Raw genomic sequence first — 20964 nt, 5'->3', positions numbered from 1 at the left:
AAGCTAGTAAGCTAGTATTTTGAAAATGAAAAAGCCCCGACTCAATCAAGTTTCGGGGCTTTTATTGTTTGCTATTTAGCAACTAGTTCGATGACAACTTGTAACGGTCGTCGATAACCGTCACTTCAGGGAACGATTTGCCCGCCTTCATTGCTTTCTCGGTCTCTTTCTTCACAGATTTATCAATCCAGAAGTTCGCAATGTCCATTGGGTGCAGGATCCACTCAGTATTCTTTGTCATACCATTTTTAGGGATCTTAACCCAACGCCAGTGAGCATCACGGGTGTAAGGCACCATGTAACCAGGAACGATCACGTTCGCATCACCGATGTATTTTTGAATCTGACGAGACAAGTCGTAACGTTTTTGCTGCTCAAACTCGTTGTCATACGCTTCGATTAACTTGTCTAGCTCTGGGCTGCTGTAATTTGTGTGCGCATTCGTTTGTGGTTTGTTAGCGTTGTCTGAGTGGAAATACTCCCAGTACGCAGGGATCTCACCAGAACCCATGTTCAAGAACGCTAACTGGTGTTTCTTCTCAAGAATGTATTTGAACGCAGAAGAACCATCAACCAAGTTCAGAGTAAACTCTAAGCCTGCTAGCTTCGCTTGCTCTTTTAGGTACGCGATACGCGGCGTATGTGAGTTGTAACCGTAAGTGATGGCAAAGCTTAGACGCTCACCTTTATCGTTCACACGGATACCATCAGAACCAACTTTGTCGAAGCCCGCTTTCTCGAAGTGTTTGACCGCTTCTGCTGGATCAAATTTTGGCGGTGTGTTGTTTGGATCGTCGTAATCACCATGGCCAAAACCAAGACCATGTGGCTTACGAGAATAATCACCACGCATGATGTTTTCGATCATGCCGTCATAGTCGGTTGCTGCCATGACACCTTTACGTACTTCTAGGTTATCCAGCATTGGCATAGCCGTGTTCATCCAAAGACCACCTGCACCTTGAGGCGACTGGTTAAAGCCCCAGTACTTTTGTACATAGCCTTTCTTGTACACTTCACTGTCTGTTTTATCGTGCCAGAAGTTTGGTAACACCATTTCAAAGTAATCTAAGTTACCCTTTTCAAAGTGCTTCATTGCGATATCTTCATCACGGATAACTGTGATGCGCACTTTGTCTACGTTGTAACGATTTTTGTAATAACGGTTGTTGTAGCCCCACCAATCTTCGCCAACGTGTTTGAATGTCACGCTCTTACCTTTCTTCACTTTATCGATGTAGTAAGGTGCTGCTGTAGGCTCAGATTTGAAGTTAAACTTGCGAACAAAATTATCTGGCATGCCATCGTTATTTTCGTCTTTTTCTTTCTTAAAGAAGTGCTCAGGACGAGGCTGGAAACCGTTACTTGGCATGTTGATTAACACCATTAACGAGTCTTCACTTTGTGCGACAGCTAGGTTGACTTTGATGGTGTAATCATCGATTTTCTCAACACTTACAATGCTCGTTTTAAAGAAGTCGTTGTACCACGGATCGATGATGTCTTCCGACGTGTAGTACTTCATCATAAACACGTAATCATCTGCAGTGATCTTCTCACCATCTGACCATTTCGCCGTTTCATCTAATTGAAAGTAAACCGTTTTGTTGTCATCGCCAAATGCCCATGCTTTGGCAAGCTGTGGAATCCATTTACCTGTGTCAGGGTGGCGCTGCGCCAGTTTCGGCGTGCCATCCATTAAGTACTGACGAAGGCCAGAGTTCGCATCTGGGCCTACACTACGAAGTGTCTGTGGGAAACTGCGGATATAGGTGCGGTAAGTACCACCTCGTACTGCTTCTTCTGAAGCAAATAGCGGTTCGTTATTATTCGAAATCCATTCGATATCTGCAGGTAGTTCAGCCGCATTTAGTTGAAAACTGCTCGCAACCAACATTGCCAGTGCCGAAAATGGCAGGGTCTTTATCATTGTTTTCTTCCTTGTTGTGTTTGCGCAGTACGGCAGGAAGAGTGACGGCAGTGAATCTCGAAGTGACCACGCGCAAGGCGCGGTAAAGGAAATAATGAGAGCAAATACAAAGTGAAGTCCTATCCACTTCCGTATTAATATCAGAGAGTTTCACTAGGTCATCCTGACCTTACAACGCAGTGAATGCATCAACCCCATACTATTCGTTACACATTTGTAACGCAAGCTACCTATAACACATGGTTGCACTTTCCGAGTATCACAGCCATTTATGTCAGTAAAATGTGATCCTAGCAGTACCATCAGCCACAGCGTTCATCTGGCACGATATGAATGACAGCACTCTTAGAGATTTTTACGTGCTGCAAAAACAAAAAAGGTGAAGCGTCCCCACTTCACCTTTTGCGTTCAATTCAAAGCAACATTACATGTTTGCTAAGCTATCGTTGATTGACTTAAGAACCGATGCAGGATTCGCCGCCTGAGTAATAGGACGGCCAATAACCAGATAGTCTGATCCCGCTTGGATTGCATCGACTGGTGTCATGATGCGGCGTTGATCGCCTTGCTCTGAACCCGCAGGGCGAATACCCGGAGTTACTAGCTTAAACTCTTTGCCAAGTTCATTCTTCAGAAGTGATGACTCTTGAGCAGAACAGACTACGCCATCAAGACCAGCGTTCTTTGTCAGAGTTGCTAGACGAATCACTTGCTCTTGAGGCGCAACGTCCAAGCCAATACCAGCCAAATCACTTTGCTCCATGCTTGTAAGCACAGTCACGCCGATCAGCAGTGGACGGTCTTTACCGTAAGGTTCAAGAATCTCACGAGATGCCGTCATCATACGTTCACCACCACTCGCGTGAACGTTCACCATCCATACACCGAGCTCAGCAGCAGCGCGAACTGCTTTTGAACACGTATTCGGGATATCGTGAAACTTCAGGTCTAGGAATACAGAGAAACCACGTTTATGAAGCTCACGTACGAAATCAGGACCAAATAGCGTAAACATTTCCTTGCCCACTTTTAGGCGACATGACGCAGGATCAATTCTATCTACAAATGCAAGTGCATCCGCTTGGTTATCATAATCCAGTGCGACAATAACTTTTTGGTCGATCATTTCATCTCCTAACTAGTTTTGGTTCTTATTAAAAAGGTTAAAAAAATGCAGCGGACAGAAACTCTGCCAGCTGCATTAAAAATTATTCACCGTCCAATCCTCGGATTGGCTTGATCGTCCCCCATCCTTTACATGATGGACAATGCCAGTAAAGGGAATGCGTGGAGAAACCACACTTCCTACATCGGTAATGCGGTTTTACTTTTAACTGTTCTCCAACCATCGCTTGCAGTGTAGAAAGACTGTCTTTCGCACGACCATCTTCTGCTTCCGCGATATGGTAGTCGATCAGGCGGTAGAAGCCCTTCATGGTTGGGTTTTTCAATAGTTGCTTAGTCAACAGCTCTTGCGCTGCACCAACGCTCTCATGATGCGCCACAAGCTGTGCTAGCATCAGTTCAGACGATACACCGGCTTTCTTATCGATACACGCACGCAAGAACTCTACCAGCTCATCTTCTTGACCAAGGTGGTGATAACACTCGGCAATGGTCGGCAGTACATCACTGATAAAGTCTTTATCTTGTTCAAGTACACCCGTGAGGTATTTAATGGTGTGCTTGTAATCTTCTGACTCCAAATAAACACGGCCCAGCGCAATGCTTGCACGCACACATTTCGGGTCTTCTGATAGTGCTTTCTTGAAGTGTTGAATTGCTTTGCTGGTGTTGCCATCTGCTTGGTCAAGCATCGCTAGTTCACACCAGAAGTGTGCGATGTTGGCACGAATACGAGTACGCTTCTTGCCCATCTTCGCCAACTGGTTGGCGTAATGAATGGCTTTTTCCCACTCACGCGTCTGTTGATAGATCGTAACCAGTTGTTGAAGCGCGCTTTCACGATGGTCTGGCTCCTCAACTAGCTGCTCAAAGATTTTCTCTGCGCGGTCTAAAAAACCAGACGCCATGTAGTCTTTAGCCAGTTGCTGAAGAGCAAGGTTTTTCTGGTCCAGAGTCAGGCCAGAACGAGAAATGAGATTTTGGTGAATGCGAATTGCGCGGTCGACTTCGCCACGGGAACGAAAAAGATTACCCAACGCTAGGTGTGTATCTATCGTTTCGTTATCGACTTGGAGCAATTCAATAAAGTGGTCAACCGCCTTATCTGACTGATCAGATAGGAGCAGGTTAAGACCCGTCACATACTGACGGGATATTTGATGAGATTGCTTCTGCTTGTCTTGCTGAGCGCTGCGATGGCCCATGTACCAGCCATAGGCGGCAGCTATCGGCAATAACAAGAAGAGTAGTTCAAGCATTAAAGTTAAGCCTTATCCTTATGCCTGTTTTTCTACTGCTGGTTTTGCAGGTTTCTCTGCTTCAGCGGGCTCATACTTTTTAAGTTTCTTTTTCAGACGGCGAACTTGAAGCTGAGTCTTGAATTGGATGCTAGCAAAGATAACCCATGCCAGACCAAAGCCAACGACAAAGACCACACCCAGTAGCGTTGATAGGTGGAATTCACCTTTCGCTAGAAGGTAATTGAACGTCACGATCTCTTGGTTTTGAGAACCTAAAGCCAGTGCAATTAAAAAGAGAGCTAAAACAGCAATGATTTTTATAATTTTCATGTTACATCACCCTTCGAGGAGTAAGTAGGTAAGATTATGCAGTAAAATGTTTCTTCAGACCATGTATATTACCAATAATCTAGTTATAAAAAAGCGGCATACACGAGAGTATGCCGCTTTTTCAAACTAATAAGAGAGCCTTAGCTACCGAGATTTACGCGTTCACGAAGCTCTTTACCAGGTTTGAAGTGAGGAACGTATTTACCTTCCAGCTCCACCTTATCACCCGTTTTAGGGTTGCGACCTACACGAGGTTCGCGGTAATGAAGAGAAAAACTACCGAAGCCACGGATCTCAATACGGTCACCGCTCTCTAATGTAGAGGCCATGTGCTCCAAAATATCTTTTACAGCATCTTCTACCTCTTTCGCTGATAAATGTGTTTGCTCAGCGCAGAGTCTTTCAATCAGTTCAGACTTAGTCATAGTTGCCCTCTTTGAGTATCTTTATCACTCATTATAGTAAGTAATACTAATTCCAACAAACACTTGCTATCAATTCTAGACAAATTTTACACAAAATGCGCAATCAAAAAATGTCTTTTTTTAGCATAGTTTATCAACATTAGTATTACTACTCACAAAGTAGCAAGCATAAAAAAGGAGCCTTGCGGCTCCTTTTTAGCTTAAGCGAGTAAATTATTCGCCTTTAGCAGCTTTGAAAGCGTCAGCCATTGCATTACCAAAAGCAGCTTCGTCTTGCTTGTTGATAGATGCCATTGCTTCTTGCTCATCAGCTTCATCTTTAGCTTTGATAGATAGGTTGATTACGCGGTTCTTACGGTCAACACCTGTGAACTTCGCTTCAACAACATCACCAGCGCTTAGGATTAGAGAAGCATCTTCTACGCGATCGCGAGATACTTCAGAAGCACGGATGTAGCCTTCAACGCCTTCTGCGATTTCAACTGTAGCGCCTTTAGCGTCAACAGCAGTTACAGTAGCGTTAACTAGAACACCTTTCTTGTTATCAGCAACGTAAGCATTGAATGGGTCGTTTTCCATTTGCTTAACGCCTAGAGAGATGCGCTCACGCTCAGCGTCTACTGCTAGAACAACTGCAGAGATCTCGTCGCCTTTCTTGTACTCACGTACAGCTTCTTCGCCAGCAACATTCCAAGAAATGTCAGATAGGTGAACTAGACCGTCGATGCCGCCTTCTAGACCGATGAAGATACCGAAGTCAGTGATAGACTTGATCTTACCAGTAACTTTGTCGCCTTTAGCTTGTGCTTCAGCGAATGACTGCCATGGGTTAGCTTTACACTGTTTCAGACCTAGAGAGATACGACGACGTTCTTCGTCGATCTCAAGAACCATAACCTCAACTTCGTCGCCAACATTAACAACTTTAGATGGGTGGATGTTCTTGTTAGTCCAATCCATTTCTGAAACGTGTACTAGACCTTCAACGCCTTCTTCGATTTCAACGAAGCAGCCGTAGTCAGTTAGGTTAGTTACGCGACCAGTTAGTTTGTGACCTTCTGGGTAACGCTTAGCGATTGCTACCCATGGATCTTCGCCTAGTTGCTTAAGACCTAGTGATACGCGAGTACGCTCACGGTCGAACTTAAGAACTTTAACTTGGATCTCGTCACCAACGTTAACGATTTCAGATGGGTGCTTAACGCGCTTCCAAGCCATATCTGTGATATGTAGAAGACCGTCAACGCCACCTAGGTCAACGAACGCACCGTAGTCAGTAAGGTTCTTAACGATACCTTTAACTTCAGAACCTTCTTGTAGAGTTTCTAGAAGCTCGTCACGCTCAACGCTGTTCTCAGATTCGATAACTGCACGACGTGAAACAACTACGTTGTTACGTTTTTGGTCAAGTTTGATAACTTTGAACTCTAGCTCTTTGTTTTCTAGGTGAGCAGTGTCGCGGATTGGACGTACGTCTACTAGAGAGCCAGGAAGGAAAGCACGGATACCGTTTAGTTCAACAGTGAAACCGCCTTTAACTTTACCGTTGATGATACCAACAACAGTTTCAGCTTCTTCGTAAGCTTTCTCAAGAACGATCCAAGCTTCGTGACGCTTAGCTTTCTCACGAGAAAGTTGAGTTTCACCGAAACCATCTTCAACAGCGTCTAGAGCTACGTCTACTTCAGCGCCAACTTCAACTTCAAGTTCGCCAGCAGCGTTCTTGAACTGTTCAGCAGGGATAGCAGATTCAGACTTAAGACCAGCGTCAACAAGAACGAAACCGTTCTCGATAGCTACTACAGTACCTTTAACGATGCTGCCTTGTTGGAATTCTGTTTCGTTTAGAAACTCTTCAAAGAGTTGAGCAAAAGATTCAGTCATTTATTTAATCTTCAATAAATTAAACGTCCACGGGTATCCTACCGCATGGGGTTATTAAATTCGCCAGTCATCATCCTTGCGACCAACGCTCTTAGCCTAGCCGAGCGTAATTACTCAGCTAGCTTCGATTCGATATATTGTAGTGCCTTTTCTACCACTTCGTCGATAGTCATCGACGTAGAATCTAGCACAAGCGCATCCTCTGCAGGGCGTAGTGGCGCCACTGGGCGGTTACGATCGCGATCGTCACGCTCTTGGATCTCGCTCAAAAGGTCAGCAAATCTAACATCTAACCCTTTATCTTGCAACTGTTTAAGGCGTCGATTTGCACGCTCTTCTGCGCTCGCATCAAGGAAAATTTTCGCTTGTGCGCCTGTGAATACAACCGTACCCATGTCACGACCATCAGCAACCAGACCCGGAGCGGTCTCAAATGCACGCTGACGACGCAATAATGCTTCACGAACGCGTGGCAGTGCTGCCACTTTAGACGCAGCCATACCGGTTTCTTCTTTACGAAGTTCACCAGAAACATCTTCGCCTTCTAGAATCACTTTTACTAGGTCACCTTCAGCAATAAACTGAACGTCTAGGTGAGTAGCAAGTGGGACAAGCGCGTCTTCTGACTCTGTGTCTACACCGTGGTGAATCGCTGCAAGTGCAAGTACACGATAAATTGCGCCAGAATCCAGAAGGTGGAAGCCCAACTTCTTCGCTAACAACATACATAAAGTGCCTTTACCTGCACCACTAGGTCCATCTACGGTAACAACCGGAGTTTGAGAGGACATGTTCTTCTCCACCTATAATTTCTTTTTCAGCAATTTGCTCGGTTTTCGAGGCGCGTATTATACGGGTAATCGTCCTCTGGAGCGAGGAAAAATGTCGTGTAAAGCATTACACCCAATGCGCAGTTGGATTCACACTATTGAGGAAAGTTCCAATAAAAACGGCGAGAGTTTCCACCCTCGCCGTTTTAAGTTTGAATCGTATCTTATCGATTACACAATTGGCTTTTGACCACGTTCTGCAAGTTTAAGTACGACGCTATCAGCCACTTTACTTGCAACACCGGCAAGCTTGTCTGCCAGTTTTTTCTTTTGCACGTAATGCACTGCTAGTACGGTTTTCTCTTTGCATGCTGCAACAACTAGATCGTCGGAAGTGCTGATTTCATCTACCAGTCCGAGTTCTTTCGCTTGCGTACCAAACCAGTGCTCACCTGTTGCGACTTTTTCAAGTTCTAGCGCTGGGCGACGTTCACTGATGAAGTCTTTGAACAGTACGTGTGTTTCTTCAAGCTCTTGCTTGAATTTATCACGCGCTTTGTCGGTGTTCTCACCAAACATGGTCAGTGTACGTTTGTACTCACCCGCAGTCAGCTGTTCGTATTCGATATCATGCTTTTTCAACAGTTTGTTGAAGTTAGGGATCTGTGCAATAACGCCGATAGAACCCACAATCGCAAACGGCGCAGACACAATCTTGTCTGCCACACACGCCATCATGTAGCCACCACTTGCAGCAACTTTGTCGACAGAAATCGTCAGAGGCAAACCCGCTGCTTTGATTCGGTCAAGTTGAGAAGATGCCAAGCCATAGCCATGAACCATGCCACCACCAGACTCTAGGCGAAGCAGAACTTCATCGCCTTCGCGAGCAACGGCTAATACTGCTGTCACCTCTTCACGTAGTGATGCTACTTCTTTAGCATCGATACTGCCGTTAAAGTCCAAAACGAACAGGTGTGGTTCGCGTTTGCTATCGAGAGAACCTTCTTTGCTCGCTTGTTTGATTTCTTTCTCGCGAGATTTGTTCTTTTCTTTTTCTTCTTTCTTAACCGCTTTATCACGTGCTTTGATGAAAGCGTCATCGTGTAAGTGGTGTTCTAGCTGCTCTACCGCGTCTTTATGGCGCTCAGAAAGATTCGTGACTTCTAATTCACCTTTTGCCGCACCCGACTTACCACCCGCTGATTTTGCAATAATCAGCAGCACAACGACTGCCGCTACAACGGTGACAATCTTGGCTAAAAACAGACCGTAATCTAATAAAAATTCCAATGAGAGTTCCTCTATCTCATACCAGTAATGGTCATCAATATGTTACGTAGAAAAATCAGAGAGAAGGCGAGAAAATCGGTAACCTTTTGTTCTGATTGATAGTGTTCAAATAACATACCGGACAACCGTTCTGGAATTGGTATAACACATGAATTGGTGTATTGTAACCAACTTGTCACGATTACCAAGATTTTCCATTGAGAAACAGGCGCATTTCTACACAAACGAACATGAAGCCTGTACGTCGGAACTAGATACAATAATAAGGATTTACTACCGTGAACTACTCCGTTTCAGCAGATGCCCTAAAAGGTAAAGTCATTCTTGTCACTGGTGCAGGTAATGGTATCGGTCGCCAAGCTGCACTTTCTTACGCTCAGCATGGTGCGACTGTGATTCTACTTGGTCGAAACGTTCAGAACCTTGAATCCATTTACGATGAAATCGAATCTGCGGGCTACCCTCAGCCAGCGATCATCCCACTTGACCTGAAAGGTGCAACAAAGCAGCACTACATCGATATGGCAGAAACCATCGAAGGTCAATTTGGTCGCTTGGATGGCCTATTGCACAACGCCGGCGTTCTCAGCACGCTATGTCCGTTTGAGCAAATCAACGAAGAAGACTTCGACGACATCATGCAAATCAACGTGAAAGCCGAAGTGCTGATGACTCAAGCTCTGCTACCTATCATGCGTAAGTCAGATGCGGGTCGTATTGTCTTTACCTCTTCGACAGTTGGTCATTCTGGTCGTGCTTTCTGGGGCCCATACGCCATTTCTAAGTTTGCCGTAGAAGGTATGATGCAGGTATTGGCAGATGAGCTAAGTGACACACCAATGCGTGTTAACGCGATTAACCCAGGTGCAACTCGTACTCGAATGCGTGAAAAAGCCTACCCAGGTGAAGATGCGAACACACTAAAAACAGCACTGGACATCATGCCGCTTTACCTTCACTTGATGGACCCAGCAGTGACTGATGTAAATGGTCAGTGTATCGACGCGCAGCCAAAGCGTAAGTAATCAACTCAGGTTACCTCACATAATCGATTGAAAAGGCAGCAAACGCTGCCTTTTTTCGTATTTCTGCCTATAAAAATCTTGCGACTTTCCACCACAGAAATATACTGTACATATATACAGGCATTTATTTATGCAAGACATTATCCAACACTTGAAAAGCCAACACCTTGTTTGGCAAGCAAATTTAACCAAAGCGGACGACCATCAGTTCCTCCATAGCTCTGGTTTTCCTGAACTCGACGCACTGCTTGGCGGCGGCTTTCCTCCTCACGGCGTGGTGGAAATGGAATCCGTTGGCAGTATTGGCGAACTACGTTTGCTTGCGCCTTATTTAGAAGCGTCTCTTTCGAGAGGAGTGACGGCCTTTATTCAACCACCTGCGTTAATGAATTCATTGTTCCTCCACAGTATTGGATTGGACATCAACCAAGTATGGGTAATCACGCCTGAACATCAACGCGATGCGTTATGGGCAGCCGAGCAATGCCTCAAGAGCGGCGTGTGCACCAACGTTTTGTTATGGCAGGATGAACTAGAGATCCATCAAGTAAAACGTCTACAAGTGGCGAGTGAACAAGGCTCTTGCCCTTTGTTTATGCTCAAGCCTAACATGACCAACCGTTTGTCTTTACCTGTATCACTGAGTTTAAAACTGCAAGGTCATGAACAAGGTGTCAGCGTGGAAGTTCTCAAACGAAAAGGCGGCTGGAGTAAAGGTAGTGTCGATATCAACTTCCAGCACCACTACCCGCAACTGGTAATGCCAAGCACAACTCACATTCCATCTACTGTGGTCAACTTCCCATTGGCGAGCCAAGGTTAGTGATATGGTTTTGTGGATTTACTTGCACTTCCCTCGCCTACAGTTAGATGCCCTCTTTGGTGATAACCAAGAGCAACCCGTGGTAATTGTAGAAAGCCAACGTTGTCGGATCATTCAATACAATGAGATTGCCGAGCAACAAGGCATTAAGCCAAATATGGGCTTGGGTAGCGCGGCTTCTTTGTGCCGAGATTTACAAGTGCATCCTTATTATCCGCAAACCGAATTGAGCAAGTTACAAGAAATTGCTCAATGGCTTTATCTGATTACTTCTGATGTCGTATTGATGCCAAACCAAGGTATTCTGCTACGCGCAACCCCGATGCTTAATCTGTATGAAGGACTACAAAACTATTGGACTAAAGTCAGTGCTCATTTATCAGAGCTGAAACTGAGTTTTCAATTCGGGTGTGGCTTTTCGCCTTTTTCTGCCAAGTTGATGGCACTAGCAGGGGCGAACTTCATCAGCGAAGACAAATCTGCCGTGCAGCAAGCCTTATCACCACTGCCGCTAACACTGACGGATTTATCAAGCGCTACCGTAGAGAAGCTACAACGTGTCGGTGTCACCACTTTGCAAGGCTTGCTTGAGTTGCCATTGCAAGATATCGCACGCCGATTCGACATTGATTTGGTGAACTATGTTGGTCGACTGACTGGGCAGTTTAAGCATCCTGTCGACTTTTATCATCCAACCGAATCCTTCCAAGTCTATTTAGAACTTTTGTTTGAGATTGAAAACGTTCAATGGGTGGAGAAACCACTGGCTAAATTACTTCGTCAGCTCGAAACCTTTCTCAAGCTACGCGATAAAGTCGCGTTTGAGCTGTGTTTAACCCTCCACCAGCGAGACAAACAAACACAGCACCTTCAGCTCACATCCGCACAAGGTGATTACTTGTGCCAACGCTGGCAACAATTGGCGAGTTTGAGTTTGGAATCTGTCACGTTAAATGGTCCTGTTATTGGTCTGACGTTAAAAGTAGAGCGTCAAGGTGAACCTTTAAGCTCTGCACGCGATTTCTTTGCTGGGCAAAAAGGCCAAATGAACGCGTTAGAGCTGCTCTCTTTACTGCAAGCTAAATTGGGCAAAAGCGCGGTACTCAAACCCAATATAGCCTGCGATCCAAGGCCAGAGAAAGCCAGTCAATATCGCCCAGCCGATGAGCCGGATGTGCCGATTAACACCATCCCTGCTCTGCTGCGCCCAGCGATGCAATTACCCGCCCCTATCGCGCTACAAGAGCAAGTATCTCTAGTGCATGGGCCTGAGCGGATTGTCTCTGGATGGTGGGATGGTGACGAGATCATGCGTGATTACTACATTGCGCACACCAAGCAAGGTCGCTGGTTATGGGTGTTTCGCGATCAACACAAGCATTGGTTTCTTCATGGCTATTTTTGTTAAATCGACGGTTATTTTTGTTAGGTCGTTATGAGTTACGCAGAACTGTTTTGTCAGTCCAACTTCTCCTTTCTCACAGGCGCTTCTCATGCAGAAGAGTTGGTGCTGCAGGCGGCGTTTTATCGCTATCAAGCCATTGCGATCACCGATGAGTGCTCAGTTGCGGGCGTAGTGAAAGCCCATGCGACCATCGAGCAACACAAACTCGACATCAAGCAAATTGTCGGCAGCATGTTTTGGCTCAATGACGAGTGCCAAGTCGTGCTGCTTTGCCCTTGCCGTAAAGCTTACGCTGAGCTGTGCCGTATCATCACCAATGCAAGACGACGAAGCGAGAAAGGCACTTATCAACTGTCGGAGTGGGATTTGATGTCGATTCGTCACTGCCTTGTGTTGTGGCTCCCGACTCATCAAGAGAATGACCATTATTGGGGGCGTTGGCTCCAGCAGCATCACGCTCATCGCTTATGGGTCGCGATTCAGCGTCATTTAGGTGGTGATGACGATGCTTACACCACACACTGTGAATTATTAGCAAACGAGTTCCAATTGCCGATTACCGCTTGTGGTGGCGTATTAATGCATGCCGTTGAACGCTTACCATTGCAACATGTTCTGGCAGCAGTAAAACACGGTTGTAGCGTTGATAAACTCGGCTTTGGTCGTTTATCCAATGCTGAACGAGCATTGCGCCCACTGAATAAACTGTCTCGAATTTACAAATCTGAATGGCTAGAAGAAAGCACTCATATTGCGAACTTGTGCGAATTCAAACTCTCAGATTTGAAATACGAATACCCAACAGAACTGATTCCAGATGGTTACACCCCTACTTCTTATCTGCGTATGTTGGTCGAGCATGGTAAAAAGTTGCGCTTTCCTGAGGGCATACCCGCAGATATTCATCAAACCATCGAGAATGAGTTAGCGCTCATTGAAGAGCTGGAATATCACTATTACTTTCTCACCATCCACGACATCGTGATGTTTGCTAAACAGCAAGGCATTCTCTATCAAGGGCGAGGCTCTGCGGCAAACTCGGTGGTGTGTTACTGCTTAGAAATCACCGCCGTCGATCCTAGACAAATCTCGGTTCTGTTTGAACGCTTTATTAGCCGAGAGCGAGAAGAGCCGCCAGACATTGACGTCGACTTTGAACACGAACGCCGCGAAGAAGTGATTCAATATATCTACAAAAAGTATGGGCGCGAGCGTGCCGCTTTGGCAGCCACCGTAATCAGCTATCGCTTTAAAAGTGCCGTGCGTGAAGTGGGTAAAGCGTTGGGGATTGAAGAAACTCAGCTAGATTTCTTCATCAAAAACGTGAATCGACGTGATCGCACCCAAGGTTGGCAAGCGCAAATCATCGAATTGGGGTTACAACCAGAGTCGTTAAAGGGCCAGCAATTTATCCAGTTGGTGAACGAGATCATCGGCTTTCCGCGCCATTTATCTCAGCACGTGGGCGGCTTTGTGATTTCATCAGGACCTTTGTATGAACTGGTGCCTGTCGAAAATGCTTCGATGGAAGATCGTACTATTATTCAATGGGATAAAGATGATTTAGAAAGCTTAAAGCTGTTAAAAGTCGATGTTCTTGCTCTCGGCATGTTGAATGCGATCCGTAAATGCTTTCAATTGGTCGAGAAGCACCACCAGCGATCCCTGTCGATTGCCGAGATCACGCGCCTGCAAGATGATCCGCACGTATACCGCATGATCCAAAAAGCCGATACTGTTGGCGTATTCCAAATTGAGTCTCGCGCGCAGATGAGCATGCTACCACGCTTAAAGCCTGCACGTTACTACGACTTAGTCGTACAGATAGCTATTGTTCGTCCAGGGCCGATCCAAGGTGATATGGTTCATCCGTTTTTAAAAAGGCGTAACGGTGAAGAGCCGATCAGCTATCCATCGGAAGAAGTGAAAAGCGTACTAGAGCGCACTATGGGCGTGCCGATTTTCCAAGAACAAGTGATCAAACTCGCGATGGTCGCGGCAGGGTTCAGTGGTGGTGAAGCCGATCAGTTACGCCGTGCGATGGCAGCATGGAAGAAGAACGGCGATCTTGCCAAGTTCAAACCGAAGTTGATCGACGGGATGCGTGAGCGTGGTTATGACTTAGAATTTGCGGAACGCATCTTCGATCAAATCTGCGGCTTTGGTGAATATGGCTTCCCAGAAAGTCACTCCGCCTCTTTTGCGGTGCTGGCTTACTGCTCTGCATGGTTAAAGTTTTACTATCCTGCTGAGTTCTATACTGCCCTGCTAAATAGCCAACCAATGGGGTTTTATAGCCCTTCGCAATTGATTCAAGATGCGCGCCGACATGGTGTCGAAGTGCTGCCTGTTTGCATCAATCACTCTTCGTATCAGCACCATTTGGTTCAGCGTCCTAATGGCCGTCTTGGTGTGCAACTGGGCTTTCGTTTAGTAAAGTGCTTTAATCAAGAAAGCGCTTCTCGACTGGTTGAGCGCCGACCAAGCACTGGCTATCGTGCTATCCAAGAGGTGAAACAGATCTTAAGAAACCGCCGCGATATTGAATTACTCGCTTCTGCCGATGCGTTTCAGATCCTTTCTGGCAATCGCTATAACGCGCGTTGGGCTGCAATGGATTCGTTGTCAGATTTGCCTTTGTTTAATCACATAGAAGAACCAATGGCGAATTACCAAGCTCAACCTTCTGAATACGAGAATTTGATTGAAGATTACGCCAGCACCGGATTATCACTGAGCCGACACCCGATTACTCTGCTGGAAGAAGCAGGCAAGTTACCACGCTTTACTCGGATGAAGCAGTTGGTAGAAAAGGAGCACAAGTCTTTAGTGACGGTCGTCGGTGTTGTGACAGGTAGACAATCTCCAGGCACGGCAGCAGGTGTGACCTTTTTCACTTTAGAAGATGATACGGGCAACATTAATGTGGTGGTCTGGCGAGCAACCGCGCGCGCTCAAAAGCAAGCTTATCTCACTTCGAAAGTCTTGATGGTCAAAGGGATTTTAGAAAGAGAAGGAGAAGTGACACATGTAATTGCAGGAAAGCTCATCGATTGCACACACAACCTTGCTGAGCTAAAAAGTAAATCTCGTGACTTCAATTAAGCCATCGCGTTTTGATGGCGGGAAAAAGCGTGCGCCGGAAAAAGTAAAGGGAGGTCAAGCCTCCCTTTTTGATTCTGCTGAATTAATTTTCAGCCATCTTTATACGATTTGGCGCATCCGCTCTTGGGCTACTTGAACCAAGAGATCGGGTTGGAATTTAGAGATAAAACGATCACATCCAACCTTTTGCACCATGGCTTCATTAAAGCTTCCACTTAACGACGTATTCAGCGTAATAAACAGTTTCGACATGCGAGGATCAGAACGCACTTCATGCGTGAGTCTGTAACCATCCATTTCTGGCATCTCCGCGTCCGTGATCATCATCAACAGTTCTTTCTCAACGTCTTTGCCCTCATCACACCAGCGCTTGAGTACTGTTAAAGCTTCTAGACCATCACGACACTCAATGATGTTCAAACCAAGCTGAGATAGCGTGTCACGAACTTGATTACGTGCTGTTGAGGAATCATCAACAATAAGCACGTTACGACCAACCATAGCGTGAGCGAGATCTTGGTCTAAAATGCCATCGGAGATAGTCACATCATAGTGAACAATTTCCGCCAGCACTTTCTCGACATCAATGATTTCAACGATTTGAGATGAATCACCATCTTTCACTTGGGTGATGGCAGTTAGGTAATTAGAACGGCCAGATGTAGACGGCGGTGGCTGAATCTCAGTCCATGCGGTATTGATAATGTTACGCACAGGTCCAACAAGGAAGCCCTGAATCGAGCGGTTGTATTCAGTAATGATCAAGTTCTCTTCTTCTGCCTCTCCACGCAATGGTGGGAAGCCAATCGAACAACGCAAATCAATCACTGGTACCGCTTCACCACGTAAAGAAGCCACTCCACGGATGTTATAGTGAGAGCCCGGCAGTTTGGTCAGTGGAGGCAGCTTGATCACCTCTTTCACTTTAAAAACGTTAATCGCAAACAACTGGCGACTATTTAACGTGAACAGCAAAAGTTCTAGTCGGTTTTCACCCACCAGATTTGTGCGCTGATCAACCGTATTTAACACTCCGGACATACCACTACCTAACCTTGAATCACTACCTTCCACTCTCTACAGAAAACCGTGTTGAAACAACAAAGTAAACTTTTTTATGAGTGTTCTACCATACTTACGGAAATTACATTAATGCCATGGATATAGCAATGAAGCAGCGCTCAGATTGATGTTTTCAGCACTGGGAAGATCGAAAAAGGGTGAACGACACCGATCACCCCTTAAATAACGCTATGAATGTAGGAAAAATTAGCCTTCAATCACCTTCATCAGCAGTTGACCATCGTACAGCGCTTGCTTAATCAATGCGGCTCCGGGCATAGTCGCTTGTTTGTAGAAACGAGATTCCACCAGCTCAAGATCTTGATGGTAAACTGGAAGACTTTGCTCTTCTATACAACGTCGAACGGCTGGATAAAGCACATCCTTCGCTTGGTTGATAACCCCACCGATGAGAATTTTTTCTGGGTTGAACAAGTTAATGACTATTGCAATAGCCGAGCCTAAATAGCGACCCAGTTTATCAATCACGTCAACCGCAAGAGGATCGCCGTTCGCAGCAGCTTCACAAATGCTCTCGATACTCATCTCTTCTTGCTCTGCAAGGATAGAAGCTTCGCCATTTGCAATGCGAGTGACCACTTCTTCACGGATAGCCTGTGAACTGGCCACAGTTTCCAAACAACCAATATTGCCACAGTGGCAGCGCTTGCCGTTCGGGTCAATTTGGATATGTCCTAATTCACCAATGTTACCGTGTCGGCCTTGCAGCACTCGACCGTCCAAGATAATACCAGCTCCTAAGCCGTGGTGGATGGAGATAAGAACCGAGTTATCGTTATCTTGAGAATGACCAAACAGTTTCTCAGCTAACGCCCAAGCTCGTGTATCGTTAGCAATAAAAACAGGTAAGCCTGTTGCTTTATAGATCTCAGGACCTAGCGCTAAATTCTCAACATTGTAATGTGGCATCTGCAATACAATGCCCTGCTCTGAGTTCACCAGACCAGGTAACGTAATGGCGATACTGGTTACACGGTCAAGTTGATCGGCGTAGGTTTGGAAGAATTCATCAATTTCGTAGAGTAAGCGTTCCAAAACATCATCTTGATCGCGCTCGTGGATATCGATTTTGGTATCAATCAGAACGTCACCGCCAAGCTCATGAAGAGCGATGGTCAAGTAGCCGCGACCTAAACGCATCGACAAGAATTGCCAACCTTCATTATTGACCTGCAAACCCACCGCTGGACGACCACGGCTGGTGGCTTCCTGAACGGTTGTTTCATGAATCAAATGGGCTTCAATCAACTCTCGAGTGATCTTAGTGATACTCGCAGGCGCAAGCTCACTTTGCTTGGACAAATCGATTCGAGATATTGGACCCTTGAGGTCAATTAGTTTGTATACACGACCAGCATTGACCTGTTTGATATGATCAATATGGCCCGGTTGAGCCATGTACATCTTGCACTCCGAAATTTTATTACGGGATAATTTTTTTACTTTGCGAAGTAATTGTGAAGTGAATTGATAAATCCCCGTGACAAGCATCACGTATAAACATGTTTGTTTGTGTATTCAATCAAATAACGAGAAATCTACTCCTGTTAAATTGTTTGAAAAATGACTTATTTTATTCGTCAAATTAGGTAGCAATACCTGCGACAGGATGTTTTTTCAGTACTTTGACCTGAATACGAACAATCTGTACACACTATGCATATACTTAGCGAGAGTAGAATTCGATTTATCTCACCCTACACCTGCATTCTTCGGAGAATCTATGACTTCTATATTAAGAAGAACAAAAATTGTCACAACGCTTGGCCCTTCAACCGATAAAGACAATGTCCTTGAGGAGATCATCAAAGCGGGAGCCAACGTCGTCCGCATGAACTTCTCTCACGGTACCAGTGAGGATCACATCCTACGTGCGCAAAAAGTCCGTGCCATCGCCGCGAAACTTGGTCGCCAAGTCGCTATTCTCGGTGATCTTCAAGGCCCTAAAATTCGTGTTTCCACATTCAAAGATGGAAAAATTCACCTCAGTGTGGGTGATAAATTCACGCTAGACAGCGACTTACCAAAAGGCGAAGGCAACCAAGAGTCCGTTGGCTTAGATTACAAAGAACTGCCACAAGACGTCTCACCTAACGACATTCTGTTGCTTGACGATGGTCGAGTACAACTACAAGTAACCAGCGTTGAAGGCAATAAAGTTCATACCCGCGTCACTGTTGGAGGCCCTCTTTCCAACAACAAAGGCATCAACAAAAAAGGCGGCGGTCTGTCTGCAGATGCACTAACAGACAAAGACAAGGCCGATATCCTAACAGCGGCTGAAATCAAAGTTGATTACTTAGCAATCTCATTCCCTCGCAACGGCGAAGACATGAACTACGCACGACGCTTGGCTCGCGATGCCGGTTTAGAGGCAAAACTTGTCGCTAAAGTAGAGCGCGCAGAAACCGTCGCAAACAATGAATCGATTGATGACATTATCCTTGCTTCTGACGTAGTCATGGTAGCGCGTGGCGACCTTGGGGTAGAAATTGGCGATCCAGAACTTATCGGCGTACAGAAAAAGCTGATCCGCCGTGCGCGTAGCTTAAACCGCATTGTTATCACTGCAACCCAAATGATGGAATCTATGATGGCCGCACCGATGCCAACTCGTGCAGAAGTGATGGACGTTGCCAACGCCGTGCTTGATGGTACAGACGCTGTTATGCTCTCAGGTGAAACAGCTGCGGGTTTATACCCAGTAGAAACCGTTAAATCCATGGCAGAAGTCTGCATGGGTGCAGAAAAGATGTCGGAAGCAAGTCTGTCGACTTACCGATTGGACCGCACGTTTGCGACCGCAGAAGAGACCATTGCAATGTCGACCATGTACGCCGCTAACCATATGGAAGGCGTGAAGGCGATGGTGTCGCTCACAGAGTCGGGCCGCACAGCACTCATGATGTCTCGCCTAAGTTCTGGCCTACCGATTTTTGCACTGTCTCGCAATGAATCAACGCTAAACCGTGCAGCATTATACCGTGGCGTTACACCCGTATTCTTTGACTCAAAAGGCGGTGCTGGTTTGACGACAGCTCATGCTGCGATCGTGACATTGAAAGAACAAGGTCTATTGGATGAAGGCGATCTAGTCATCTTCACACAGGGCGATGTGATGGACGTTGTGGGCTCAACAAACTGCATGCGTATCTTGTCGGCATAAGCAGAGTTACTCCCCTCTCAAACAAAAAGAGCCCTTTATTTTATGTACTCAATTAAGGGGCTCTTTTTATCTCGTTCGAAAAACTTAGTCTTTCTTATGTCTCCGAAGGGTAGGAACGCGATATCAACGTTGGACGATTGAAAAAACCACCAGTGATTAATACAACGTCTTCGCTGAAGAACTCAACAGAAATAGGTCTCGAGCTGTCTCTTTTTAAATCGGTGACCACTTGGGACATATCAAAAAAGTGTTTCTCAATTAGGCTTTCACTGAATGCCTCTTTCGTATTCTTAACGGCAATATTGTAAGAGCAGAACTCAAACTTATTCTTGTTGCGATCGAGTATCTTGGCGTCAAAAGAGAGCAAGAGTGAGTCTTCGGTGCCCGGCGAGGAGAACTGCATAACAGAAAACTGATTATTGCTAAACTCCATCGAGCTCAAGATATCCAGTTTTATCTTCCCATGTTCTTCTTCATACACTTTGTAATTGTAAATAAACTTGAGATTGTGTTGCTCGCCCTCCGATTTGCTGAGGAAAAAACAACCTAAAAGTAGCAGTGAGCTCAATACTAGAGCGGTATGCGCCTTATTTGAATTGGCTAAGAATTTCTTTAATTTTTTCATCAGCAGTGTCTATCGAAAGTGTGTAGTTATGTGCATATTTTTTACTTGAAGAGTTATTAATGAACAAAGAAAAGTAGACCTCTCCTTCTTCTTGGCTATAGAAAACAACCATATTCTCATTAATACTTTCTAATGCTGACCATAAGTACTGAGGAACATGGTCACGTTTAGCGTAAATCAACTTAACGCTCGCTACTTCTCCCTCATGAGTAGTGACCACCTCATAGCTAGGAGAAATTAGCATTTCCTCTAAATAAGGTGTGGTTTGTGAAAGTCCGGGCTTGAATAAATGATCGAATAGAAAATAGGCACTTGCAGAAAGGTTAAATGCAATCAACAGAAGAATTATCGTCTGTGCTTTAAGCTTGAAAAATGAAAATGTCCCTGATGCAACGCTCTCAATATTGTCCAGTTTGATAAATGAGCCATCGACAAAAACATTCAAAGGTGTATTTAAGCTATATCCCAACCCTCTGTGCGCGATAATTTCAACGTTCGCACCAATTTCGGATATAGACTTCCTTAATAAAGAGATACTTCTTTTAATTGATCCCTCTGTAACGACTTTATCTTTCCAAACGGTTTGTAAGATTTCTTCTTTAGAAACAATATCCCCTTTATTCTTTAAAAGTAATAACGCCAGATTTAGCTCATTGGGTTGTAAGAAAACACTTTTTTGACGATAAAAGATACGACTCCCAGAGCTGTCAAACTTAGAGCCTATCCCAAAAGGG

Annotated in this window: 17 protein-coding genes; 5 read left to right on the top strand and 12 right to left on the bottom strand. The window is 45.3% G+C overall.

The features are described from left to right. Nucleotides 1-82 precede the first annotated feature (82 nt). The 8 genes from KIV40_RS20765 to sohB all read right to left on the bottom strand — a co-directional run bounded on the left by KIV40_RS20765 (nucleotide 83) and on the right by sohB (nucleotide 8998). Nucleotides 83-1930 (bottom strand): extracellular solute-binding protein, encoded by a 1848-nt coding sequence (locus tag KIV40_RS20765; RefSeq protein ID WP_285351099.1) that lies wholly within the window; start codon nucleotides 1928-1930, stop codon nucleotides 83-85. Nucleotides 1931-2354: 424 nt separating this feature from the next. Beyond that, nucleotides 2355-3056 carry an orotidine-5'-phosphate decarboxylase gene (pyrF, locus tag KIV40_RS20760; protein ID WP_152684525.1) on the bottom strand — a complete coding sequence of 234 codons (702 nt, stop codon included), beginning with the start codon at nucleotides 3054-3056 and terminating at the stop codon, nucleotides 2355-2357. A gap of 82 nt (nucleotides 3057-3138) precedes the next feature. Continuing rightward, on the bottom strand, nucleotides 3139-4314 hold the full coding sequence (gene lapB / locus KIV40_RS20755) for a lipopolysaccharide assembly protein LapB (protein WP_005431114.1): 1176 nt from the start codon (nucleotides 4312-4314) through the stop codon (nucleotides 3139-3141). Nucleotides 4315-4332: 18 nt separating this feature from the next. Then, the gene (locus KIV40_RS20750) at nucleotides 4333-4626 is read right to left on the bottom strand and encodes a lipopolysaccharide assembly protein LapA domain-containing protein (RefSeq protein WP_005431104.1); all 294 of its coding nucleotides are present in this window, start codon (nucleotides 4624-4626) and stop codon (nucleotides 4333-4335) included. Nucleotides 4627-4766: 140 nt separating this feature from the next. Beyond that, nucleotides 4767-5051 carry an integration host factor subunit beta gene (gene ihfB / locus KIV40_RS20745; RefSeq protein WP_005431133.1) on the bottom strand — a complete coding sequence of 95 codons (285 nt, stop codon included), beginning with the start codon at nucleotides 5049-5051 and terminating at the stop codon, nucleotides 4767-4769. 213 nt (nucleotides 5052-5264) lie between these two features. Next, nucleotides 5265-6935: a 30S ribosomal protein S1 gene (gene rpsA, locus KIV40_RS20740; protein ID WP_005533588.1), complete on the bottom strand. Its 1671-nt coding sequence runs from the start codon at nucleotides 6933-6935 to the stop codon at nucleotides 5265-5267. Between the two features lie 110 nt (nucleotides 6936-7045). Next, entirely contained in the window at nucleotides 7046-7726 is a 681-nt protein-coding gene (gene cmk / locus KIV40_RS20735) for a (d)CMP kinase (protein ID WP_005533590.1), read from the bottom strand. 210 nt (nucleotides 7727-7936) lie between these two features. Then, nucleotides 7937-8998 (bottom strand): protease SohB, encoded by a 1062-nt coding sequence (gene sohB, locus KIV40_RS20730; RefSeq protein WP_012128425.1) that lies wholly within the window; start codon nucleotides 8996-8998, stop codon nucleotides 7937-7939. A gap of 278 nt (nucleotides 8999-9276) precedes the next feature. On the opposite strand from sohB, the gene KIV40_RS20725 reads away from it, so the two are divergent. From KIV40_RS20725 to KIV40_RS20710, 4 genes are all read left to right on the top strand, one after another. After that, entirely contained in the window at nucleotides 9277-10023 is a 747-nt protein-coding gene (locus KIV40_RS20725; protein ID WP_005425666.1) for a YciK family oxidoreductase, read from the top strand. Nucleotides 10024-10153: 130 nt separating this feature from the next. Continuing rightward, complete coding sequence (gene imuA / locus KIV40_RS20720; protein WP_228174678.1) at nucleotides 10154-10846, top strand: translesion DNA synthesis-associated protein ImuA; 693 nt, start codon at nucleotides 10154-10156, stop codon at nucleotides 10844-10846. A 4-nt stretch (nucleotides 10847-10850) separates the two neighbouring features. Then, nucleotides 10851-12254: a DNA polymerase Y family protein gene (locus KIV40_RS20715; RefSeq protein WP_285351098.1), complete on the top strand. Its 1404-nt coding sequence runs from the start codon at nucleotides 10851-10853 to the stop codon at nucleotides 12252-12254. A 27-nt stretch (nucleotides 12255-12281) separates the two neighbouring features. Then, a complete protein-coding gene (locus KIV40_RS20710; protein ID WP_285351097.1) occupies nucleotides 12282-15356 on the top strand; it encodes an error-prone DNA polymerase in 3075 nt (1024 codons plus the stop codon). 99 nt (nucleotides 15357-15455) lie between these two features. Here the strand turns inward: KIV40_RS20710 and KIV40_RS20705 are convergent, their stop codons facing one another. Both KIV40_RS20705 and KIV40_RS20700 read right to left on the bottom strand, forming a co-directional pair. Then, nucleotides 15456-16397, bottom strand: coding sequence for a chemotaxis protein CheV (locus KIV40_RS20705; protein WP_005425659.1), 942 nt, complete (start codon nucleotides 16395-16397; stop codon nucleotides 15456-15458). Between the two features lie 228 nt (nucleotides 16398-16625). After that, nucleotides 16626-17843, bottom strand: a complete 1218-nt coding sequence (locus KIV40_RS20700; RefSeq protein WP_285351096.1) for an ROK family protein — start codon at nucleotides 17841-17843, stop codon at nucleotides 16626-16628. A 319-nt stretch (nucleotides 17844-18162) separates the two neighbouring features. Here KIV40_RS20700 and pyk point away from each other — a divergent pair, with 319 nt between their 5' ends. Continuing rightward, nucleotides 18163-19605 carry a pyruvate kinase gene (pyk, locus tag KIV40_RS20695; protein WP_038863406.1) on the top strand — a complete coding sequence of 481 codons (1443 nt, stop codon included), beginning with the start codon at nucleotides 18163-18165 and terminating at the stop codon, nucleotides 19603-19605. A gap of 94 nt (nucleotides 19606-19699) precedes the next feature. Here the strand turns inward: pyk and KIV40_RS20690 are convergent, their stop codons facing one another. Together KIV40_RS20690 and KIV40_RS20685 are read right to left on the bottom strand one after the other, a co-directional pair. Further along, nucleotides 19700-20230 (bottom strand): hypothetical protein, encoded by a 531-nt coding sequence (locus KIV40_RS20690; protein WP_050912751.1) that lies wholly within the window; start codon nucleotides 20228-20230, stop codon nucleotides 19700-19702. Then, the coding region (locus KIV40_RS20685) for a winged helix-turn-helix domain-containing protein (RefSeq protein ID WP_285351095.1) at nucleotides 20193-20964 on the bottom strand (772 nt) is incomplete at its 5' end. The genes KIV40_RS20690 and KIV40_RS20685, both read right to left, overlap by 38 nt.

It is taken from the genome of Vibrio sp. D173a, assembly GCF_030248475.1.
Note: the sequence above shows the minus strand (reverse complement) of the source record. Positions and strands in the feature narration are given on the sequence as shown.

Excerpts from the sequence above, each read along its gene's own strand:
- KIV40_RS20765 (WP_285351099.1), bottom strand. The coding sequence starts at position 1,930 with ATGATAAAGACCCTGCCATTTTCGGCACTGGCAATGTTGGTTGCGAGC.
- pyrF (WP_152684525.1), bottom strand. The coding sequence starts at position 3,056 with ATGATCGACCAAAAAGTTATTGTCGCACTGGATTATGATAACCAAGCG.
- lapB (WP_005431114.1), bottom strand. The coding sequence starts at position 4,314 with ATGCTTGAACTACTCTTCTTGTTATTGCCGATAGCTGCCGCCTATGGC.
- KIV40_RS20750 (WP_005431104.1), bottom strand. The coding sequence starts at position 4,626 with ATGAAAATTATAAAAATCATTGCTGTTTTAGCTCTCTTTTTAATTGCA.
- ihfB (WP_005431133.1), bottom strand. The coding sequence starts at position 5,051 with ATGACTAAGTCTGAACTGATTGAAAGACTCTGCGCTGAGCAAACACAT.
- rpsA (WP_005533588.1), bottom strand. The coding sequence starts at position 6,935 with ATGACTGAATCTTTTGCTCAACTCTTTGAAGAGTTTCTAAACGAAACA.
- cmk (WP_005533590.1), bottom strand. The coding sequence starts at position 7,726 with ATGTCCTCTCAAACTCCGGTTGTTACCGTAGATGGACCTAGTGGTGCA.
- imuA (WP_228174678.1), top strand. The coding sequence starts at position 10,154 with ATGCAAGACATTATCCAACACTTGAAAAGCCAACACCTTGTTTGGCAA.
- KIV40_RS20715 (WP_285351098.1), top strand. The coding sequence starts at position 10,851 with ATGGTTTTGTGGATTTACTTGCACTTCCCTCGCCTACAGTTAGATGCC.
- KIV40_RS20710 (WP_285351097.1), top strand. The coding sequence starts at position 12,282 with ATGAGTTACGCAGAACTGTTTTGTCAGTCCAACTTCTCCTTTCTCACA.
- KIV40_RS20705 (WP_005425659.1), bottom strand. The coding sequence starts at position 16,397 with ATGTCCGGAGTGTTAAATACGGTTGATCAGCGCACAAATCTGGTGGGT.
- KIV40_RS20700 (WP_285351096.1), bottom strand. The coding sequence starts at position 17,843 with ATGTACATGGCTCAACCGGGCCATATTGATCATATCAAACAGGTCAAT.
- pyk (WP_038863406.1), top strand. The coding sequence starts at position 18,163 with ATGACTTCTATATTAAGAAGAACAAAAATTGTCACAACGCTTGGCCCT.
- KIV40_RS20690 (WP_050912751.1), bottom strand. The coding sequence starts at position 20,230 with ATGAAAAAATTAAAGAAATTCTTAGCCAATTCAAATAAGGCGCATACC.